Below are 525 nucleotides of genomic sequence, written 5' to 3'. Positions count from 1 at the left end.
GGCCGCGGGGGGCGCGGCCCGCGCTGGTCAGGTCAGCACGCGCTCGACTTCCGCGAGGGCGAGGTCGAGCAGGCGGGCGCGGAGCTCGGGGCTCGACGCGTCGAGGAGGTCGTGAGCGGTGCGGTGCGCGAGCACGCGAGTGAGGTACTCCTCCTCGGTGGTGGCGGTGATGTGCTCACCGCATCGGCCGCACGAGAACTCGGCCTGGTCCCACCCTTGGCCGGTCATGAGTAGACCCGGGTGTTGAGGGCGAACATGCCGCCGCCCTGGGGGAGATAGAACGAGGTGGTGGAAGGCACGTCGTACGGCCGGTTGTAGATGAGCGCGGGGCGCCGGCCGATGGTCCAGCCGTTCATGTCTCGGAGAGACGCGCGCACGCTCACCCAACCGCCCGAGAGCTCGGTCCAGTCGGAGAACTCGGCTGTGATGTACAGCCGCGAGTCGCTGGTCGAGTCGATGGCCACATACTCGATCGAGGTTGGGGTGAAGCAGTGCACCTTGGGCCCGTAGCGGGTGGGGTATCCG

Annotated in this window: 2 protein-coding genes; both read right to left on the bottom strand. The window is 69.1% G+C overall.

The features are described 5' to 3' along the window. Positions 1 to 27: 27 nt before the first annotated feature. Entirely contained in the window at positions 28 to 228 is a 201-nt protein-coding gene (locus tag OO70_RS50605; protein ID WP_037945321.1) for a hypothetical protein, read from the bottom strand. Next, the coding region (locus tag OO70_RS50600) for a hypothetical protein (RefSeq protein WP_043688364.1) at positions 225 to 525 on the bottom strand (301 nt) is incomplete at its 5' end. The genes OO70_RS50605 and OO70_RS50600, both read right to left, overlap by 4 nt.

The organism is Streptomyces xylophagus (genome assembly GCF_000716435.1).
Taxonomy (GTDB): Bacteria; Actinomycetota; Actinomycetes; order Streptomycetales; family Streptomycetaceae; genus Streptomyces; species Streptomyces xylophagus.
Note: the sequence above shows the minus strand (reverse complement) of the source record. Positions and strands in the feature narration are given on the sequence as shown.

What these genes read in the sequence shown, in the direction of transcription:
- OO70_RS50605 (WP_037945321.1), bottom strand. Translation starts at nt 228, where the DNA reads ATGACCGGCCAAGGGTGGGACCAGGCCGAGTTCTCGTGCGGCCGATGC.